The following is a 7,161-nucleotide window of genomic DNA, read 5'->3' on the forward strand; positions in this document are numbered from 1 at the left end:
AGCGTTAGATTTATTGGGAGTTTCCCTGATTTGTACCCAGTAACGGGGCGGCGGAAATTCTCTTAATCCCTTCTACAGCACAGGTTATGGCCTTTTGTCAACGGGGAAGTCCAGTTATTAATCCAATTTCTTAAATACAAAAATTCATCAGAAGTAAGGCTTTCAATTTCCGCTTGAGTTAATTATAACTTTGTCATCTTAGTATCTTTCCACAACAATAGTTCAAATTTGAGTTTTATATTATCTTTTTTATGTAAAAATGGGGATTTGTGATCGCATTTGGCAGAATATTGAAAGTGCGATCGCTTTTCTGATCGGGTGCATTAACAAAGTATAATGCGCCTTATTTATTGTTTATTGATGAAATGACCCAAAGACGTTAATTTAAAAGATTGAGGTAAGGCAGTTTGTTGGGTTGGTCTTGTGTTAAAATTAAGCTAGAGTAAATTCTAATCTCCGATTAAAATTTCAACGGAACAATCACCATGAACTTTTATACCGTTATTTTGAGAAAAAGTGCAGATTATTGGGTTTCATTATGTCTTGAAAATGGATTAGTTGGACAAGGAGAAACTCAGGAAAAAGCTATTGAGAAACTAAAAGAAGCGATTGAATCTTTTTGGGAGATTTATCATGATCAAGCCAATATATATACCAGTCCTATTCCTATAGACGAACTTCATGAATTTTTAACTGTGGGAGATTCTGAAACTCCCGAAACTTACGAACTCAGAAAAGTTTATGCCTAAAAATATTCCTTCTCTTAAACCCAAAGCACTAATCAAAATTCTTGAAAAAGGAGGCCGTCAATTTTATCGAGAAGGAAAAGGTGATCATCGTTTATATTGTAGAGTATTGTATAATCAACGTCGAATCGTTCCTATTGATATAGGTGCAAAAGAAATGTCCCCTGCTTATGTTTTACGAATTTTTAGACAATTTGGTTTTACAGATGAAGAAATAGAACATTTATTAAAATAGATGATTGAATGGGTTTTTTCAAAAGAATAAATTATCTATTTTATTACGCTTTATCTTAATTTTATTTCCAAGAGCTAAAATAAAGCTAAAGCTAGTTTTTTAAGTTACATTAACGCGATAGTAAAACCCTCGATTGCTTGTGATAAATTGATTTAATGATTAATTTTCACCCAGTCATCGCCGATAAATTAGCCTGCCTTAAAAACAGGTAAAGTGACTATCACCATTTTGCGTAATTTTTCGCTCTGGTAATGAACTTTTGATTATGAAATGATCCAAAGACGTTAATTTAAAATATTGAGGTAAGGCAGTTTGTTGGGTTGGTCTTGTGTTAAAATTGGGTTAGGGCTAGTCTGAATCATTTATCCTGTATCATTTAAGGGTGGAGAAAACTATGCTAAAAACCTTTAAAGCAATTTTGAAAAATAATACCCTTCAATGGCTTGATGAAACCCCTGAAATTAACTCCGAATATCCTGTTAATGTTTATATTACATTATTAGAAGAAAATATCATTGGTGAAAATCGATCTAACGGTCAAAAAATGGCCAATGCTTTGAAAAAAAATTGCTAACAATAATACTTTTACTGCTGTTGATACCCAACAGTGGCAACAACAAAATCGGTGCGATCGCTCTCTTCCTGATCGGGATTAAATCATGTTATTAGATAGCAATATTATTATCTATGCCGCTCAATTGGAAAATGAGTTTCTCAGGGAGTTTATTGCAGAAAATTCTCCTTATGTATCTGCTTTATCTTATCTGGAAGTTTTAGGCTACTATCGGTTAACTCATCAGGATAAAGTCTATTTTGAAGAATTTTTTACAAGCAGTAACTTTAAAACAAATCAGAAAGATGTCCTTAGGAGATGCCATTATTGCAGGAACAGCTTTCGTTTTCTGTAGATTGAGAGATAATTTTATATAAGGTACTCTCGCTCAAATTATAGTCTCGCTGATTTTCTTTGGCAATATCACTATCTTTAATTTCGTTGCGATTATAAAAAATAATTCCTCTGAATTGCACAAATATTTCTGTATCTTGATAGTTTTTCTGGGGATTAGCATGATTATTGAGAGTCAGAAGCATATAGATTCTATTCATCCCGCTTTGAAATTTACCAGCAATCTGCTTTAATGTGCTTTCTTTGTCTTTTTTTGCCTGTAGGGATGCTTTGAGTTCAATTAAACAAATTTGCAGATGATAATTGAGAATTTTACCAGCATCATCGACTTTTCTCTGTAAAACTAATATAGCTTTTTCAGGGGTTTTGCCGGAAGCAGAGATACCGGGTAACTCTTTTTCTAAATTGATAACCCAGATTTTATCTACTTCTGTAGATATATTTTTGTCATTTTTAGACGATAACTGTAAGTGATTAATAACTACTTTCTTTAAATCGCTCTTTTTTGTTTCTTGAATTTCAATATACTCATCCTGACTAGGGGATATTTCTTGAATAAAACCCTGTTTTTCTAAAGCTTGATGAAACTCTTGTCTAAGGGAAAATATTTCTTTTTTTGAGTTAGACTTACTCATTCTCTGCTAAATAGATATGATTGGTTAAAATTTCTCCAGATTTCTGCACGGAGTTGATAACTTCTTTAAAGTTACGAAAATAAATACCATATTGACTGGTTCCATAATCAATAATTTTATCACCCGTGAAAAAGTAAACCCCTAAGTCTTCTTTAGCAAGTGAAATTTCTGGATTTAAATTTTTTAATTGATTATCTTCAATAATTTTTGTGACATCAACATCATAACTTTTTAAGGTATGAAGATAAACATAATTGTTGAGAATATCGGTTAAAATTGGGCTATGGGTGGTGATCAAAACCCGATTGTTATGCTCGGTGACAAATTGAACTAAAATATCCATTAAGCGAATTTGATTTTCGGGATGCAAATTAACTTCTGGTTCATCTATCATCAAAAAATTGTTTTTTTCCTTGGCCCAATATTTGAGATAAAGATACAAGATAGTCAACTGATTGACTGAAGATGAAGCTAGATACATAGGTAAATCTTTGCTTTCATCGAATTTAAAAGAAAATTGAATAGGTGCGATCGATTCTAGACTAGAAATGGTGATTTCTCCTCCCATTAATCCGATCATCTTTTCAATCAGAGAATTATAAACTGAATTAATTTTTTTCTTGGTATTGAGAGAATAAAGCGACTCAATCACCTTATTCATTGGTTCTGTATAAGACCTTTTGGGTAATTGTTCCCGAAGACGTTTGAATATATCCCGATTAGTATCACTATCATCATCAATATTTTCTATTAATTCTTGCAATCGACGATTATACTCACTTCTTTTATTTCTCTCTATCTCATAAATGTACTGGTAGAAAACAGGAAAAAAGCTACGACTAGCGGGGATAAAAAAAGTATCTTCTGCATGAGACAAAAGCACTCTTATTATTGACGGAATAATTACTGATTCCTTGTATGGTTTAGCTCTCTCAAAAAAGTCTCTGGGTATTTGATCAAATACTTTTTCAGGTATATTAGGTTCTTTTATATTTATTGTTAGGCTACCTTTGCCCTTGCTAATCTGTAAATACTCCAGATCATTATTTCCTGCAACACGAACCAAAAAAGTTGTTTTAAATTTCGTCTCTTTAAATTCTTGGATATTTGCTTGAAAAATTAATTTATTGGAACCAATAATCGTTTCTTTAATACTGGCATCAAGATTGTAGGTATTAACAACTTCTTTTTCAATAAACTGGGTAAATTTATTGAGAATTTTATCGATTAATTCTTGATTGATCGTAATTTTTTTAATAGGTTTTTCAGAGTCAATTACTAAAGAATCAATTTGGGTATTTTCGGAAAACTTTCTAATATTGTCATTATTAAAAATTGTCCATAAAAGCTGAGAAACTAGGGTTTTGCCACTATTATTGTAACCAATAAAAGTATAAAACTTCTTGGTTAAATCTATAGCTTGATTATTATTTCTAATTGATCCCAAATTCTTGATCAGTAGTTCCATATTATTTTTACCAATCACACCGAGAGAATAACTAATTTTTTAAAGGTGGACAAAATGCCCACCCTTAAAACTATTGTAAACTGCTAGTTAACTGACTTTTGGCCTTAGCTAAAGCTTCGCTTAACTTACTAGCATCCCGTCCCCCAGCTTGAGCTAAATTGGGACGACCACCACCACCACCGGCGCAGATTTTAGCGATCGCACCGATAAATTTACCCGCTTGTAAACCCTTATCTTTAATCACCCGGGGACTAAAAGCGGCCACTAAACTCACTTTATCAGCTGCGGGAGTCGAGGCCAAAATTACCGCCCCTTCCCCTAATTTTTGCTGTAGTCTTTCGGCTGCGGCCATCAAAGCATTAGCATCAATATCGCCCAAAGAAGCGACTAATAGCTTAAATTCGCCGATAGATTCAGCTTGAGATAGCAAAGCATCCGATTTATTTAGTGCTAACTCCTGTTTAACCGCTTCTAACTGCTTTTGTGTCCCCTTTAACTCCGATTGTAGGGCCGTAATGCGATCGGGAATTTCCAGAGGTTTGACCTTAAAGCGATCGCACAGATCCCGCACCACCTGATCCCGTTCATTCAGGTATGCTAACACGGCAGGGCCGGCCACCGCTTCGATGCGACGAATTCCCGCAGCGATTCCCGTCTCGGAGATGATTTTAAATAAACCGATCTCGGCAGTATTTTTAACGTGAGTTCCCCCGCATAATTCCATAGAAACGCTAGGAATATCGATAACTCGCACTTCTGAGCCGTATTTTTCGCCAAACATGGCAATAGCTCCCTTTTGCTTCGCTTCTTCCAATCCCATCACCGCTATCTGGGTGTCATGCGCTTCGGCAATCCAAGTGTTAATCTGTTCTTCCACCTGTTGCAATTCAGCACCAGTCAGGGGACGAGGACAGTTAAAATCAAAACGGAGGCGCTCAAAACTGACGAGGGAACCCGCTTGGGAAATCCCCCCATCGACAAGCTTTTTCAGGGCCGATTGTAGCAGATGGGTAGCGGTATGATTAGCTTGAGCGCGACGACGACAGGAACGGTCAATCTGTGCATTAATTGTATCGCCGGTGGTGACAATTCCCCGCTCTACCCGACCAAAATGGATAAAAATCCCCGATTCTTTCTGCACATCCTCAACGCGGATAAGCAGATTATCGCCAGTTAAATAACCCTTGTCACCGATTTGTCCACCCGATTCGGCATAAAAAGGGGTTTTATCGAGAACTATCTGCACCTCAGTGCCTGCTGCGGCCGATTCCACCGTTTTACCAGCGACTAAAACCGCCGTTACTGTTGCGGTTGCTTGCAAATCCGTATAACCGAGAAATTCCGTCGGGTGAATATGTTCTGCCAGCTTATCTAAACTACCCTGTACCGTCAAATCTATGGTTTCGTGGGCGGCTTTTGATCTTTGCTGCTGTTTTTTCATTTCCTGCTCGAAACCCGCCGTATCGACGCTTAAACCCTGCTCCTCGGCGATTTCTTGAGTCAGTTCCAGGGGGAAGCCATAGGTATCATAAAGGGTAAAAGCATCGACTCCCGAAATCTGGCTTTTTTCTTTTTCTAGAATCGATTCGAGCAGTTTCTCGCCTCTTTCTAGGGTTTCTAAAAATCTCGCTTCCTCTCGCTCTAATTCTGCCTTGATCACCGTTTCTCGTTCCCGAACATTGCCATAGACGGACTCGGAAAGAGCGATCGCCACTTCCGCCACTTTGGTGATAAATTGACCTTCAATACCGATTAAACGCCCGTGCCGTACTACTCTCCGAATCAGACGACGCAGGACGTAACCTCTGTCAGTATTCGATGCTGAGATACCATCCGCTATCATGTGTACTACCGAACGCACATGATCGCCGATGACTTTTAGGGAAACTTTCGTTTTTTCGTCTGCTTTCTGGTAGTCTATGGCTGCTAACCGGGCCGCTTCAGCGACAATCGGGAAAATTAGGTCAGTTTCGTAGTTATTGGCGACTTTTTGCAGGATTTGCGCCATCCGTTCCAAACCCATCCCCGTATCGATATTTTTATTCGCTAGGGGTGTCAGATTGCCGTCTGCGTCGCGGTTATACTGCATGAAGACGAGGTTATAAAACTCGATAAAACGGCTATCATCCTCTAAATCGATGGTTTTATCCCCTAATTCCGGGTGAAAATCGTAGTAAATTTCCGAACAGGGACCACAGGGACCCGTGGGACCCGATACCCAAAAGTTATCCGCTTCGCCCATTTTTTGGATACGATGGGCAGGAATACCGATTTTATCGCGCCAGATAGCGAAAGCTTCCTCATCCTCTTTAAAGACACTAACGACTAATCTTTCGGGGGGAAGGTTAAAAACTTCTGTGGACAATTCCCAGGCCCAGGCGATCGCTTGTTCTTTAAAATAATCACCAAAGCTAAAATTGCCCAACATCTCAAAAAAAGTATGATGTCTAGCAGTCCGGCCGACATTTTCGATATCGTTGGTGCGAATACATTTTTGAGAAGTGGTAGCGCGGGGAAATTCTGGGGTCTTTTGCCCTAAGAAAATCGGTTTAAAAGGGAGCATTCCCGCAATAGTCAGCAAAACTGTGGGGTCTTCTGGTACTAGAGAGGCACTAGGGAGAATTTTATGGTTTCTGGCCGCAAAAAAGTCTAAAAATCGCTGGCGAATCTCGCTTCCGCTTAGGTGGTTACTCATAGAAGATGTCAGTTAGTCAGAAAATGCCTATTTTATCCATTGTGGCATTTTTGCGTTTTAACTCTCCACCTTTACTCTCGCGCCGCTTGTCGGACCTGCTCTAAGTCTAAATCCAAAGCTTGAGCGATTTGTTCCACACTTAAACCCAAAGCCAGCAAACGGGGAATAGATTCCAGTTTTCCTTCTAGTTTTCCTTCTAGTTTTCCTTCCAGTTTTCCTTGCTGTCGTCCCTCCTGTTTAGTTGCTTCCTTCCATTCCTGATAGGTTTGAGATAAGGTCATAAACACCTCTCTATCCTCAGTTTCTAGGATGTTATTTATTTCCATACTAACCCGCCAACTAATTAATAATTCCAGGACATTTTCCCGGAAAGCATTACCTTGAGGTAATTCTAACAATTCTCGCACCGCTTGGTTTTGCGTTTTTCCCCGTCCTAATAATCTTAACCAAAGAGTCTCAGCAGTCACAGGCAATT

6 protein-coding genes and 1 pseudogene are annotated in these 7,161 nt (G+C 38.1%); 3 read left to right on the plus strand and 4 right to left on the minus strand.

Annotated features, from left to right (window positions below):
- Positions 1 to 485 precede the first annotated feature (485 nt).
- The 3 genes and pseudogenes from EWV60_RS22920 (at position 486) to EWV60_RS22930 (ending at position 1,637) form a co-directional block, all read left to right on the plus strand.
- Positions 486 to 749, plus strand: a complete 264-nt coding sequence (locus EWV60_RS22920) for a type II toxin-antitoxin system HicB family antitoxin (protein WP_002737641.1) — start codon at positions 486 to 488, stop codon at positions 747 to 749.
- Positions 742 to 981: a type II toxin-antitoxin system HicA family toxin gene (locus EWV60_RS22925; protein ID WP_002754041.1), complete on the plus strand. Its 240-nt coding sequence runs from the start codon at positions 742 to 744 to the stop codon at positions 979 to 981. The genes EWV60_RS22920 and EWV60_RS22925 overlap by 8 nt, the downstream gene beginning before the upstream one ends.
- A 394-nt stretch (positions 982 to 1,375) precedes the next feature.
- Positions 1,376 to 1,637: pseudogene (locus EWV60_RS22930) on the plus strand (hypothetical protein).
- Between the two features lie 208 nt (positions 1,638 to 1,845).
- Here EWV60_RS22930 and EWV60_RS22935 read toward each other — a convergent pair.
- The 4 genes from EWV60_RS22935 to EWV60_RS22950 all read right to left on the minus strand — a co-directional run.
- Positions 1,846 to 2,523: a hypothetical protein gene (locus EWV60_RS22935; RefSeq protein WP_287235039.1), complete on the minus strand. Its 678-nt coding sequence runs from the start codon at positions 2,521 to 2,523 to the stop codon at positions 1,846 to 1,848.
- Entirely contained in the window at positions 2,516 to 3,991 is a 1,476-nt protein-coding gene (locus tag EWV60_RS22940) for an AAA family ATPase (RefSeq protein ID WP_287235041.1), read from the minus strand. Before EWV60_RS22940 ends, EWV60_RS22935 begins: the two co-directional genes overlap by 8 nt.
- A gap of 70 nt (positions 3,992 to 4,061) precedes the next feature.
- Positions 4,062 to 6,686 carry an alanine--tRNA ligase gene (alaS, locus tag EWV60_RS22945; protein WP_287235043.1) on the minus strand — a complete coding sequence of 875 codons (2,625 nt, stop codon included), beginning with the start codon at positions 6,684 to 6,686 and terminating at the stop codon, positions 4,062 to 4,064.
- A gap of 71 nt (positions 6,687 to 6,757) precedes the next feature.
- Positions 6,758 to 7,161 (minus strand): Rpn family recombination-promoting nuclease/putative transposase (locus EWV60_RS22950; protein ID WP_287235045.1); only part of this gene is annotated, 404 nt, incomplete at its 5' end.

The organism is Microcystis sp. Msp_OC_L_20101000_S702, from assembly GCF_007095705.1.
Classification (GTDB): domain Bacteria; phylum Cyanobacteriota; class Cyanobacteriia; order Cyanobacteriales; family Microcystaceae; genus Microcystis; species Microcystis ichthyoblabe_A.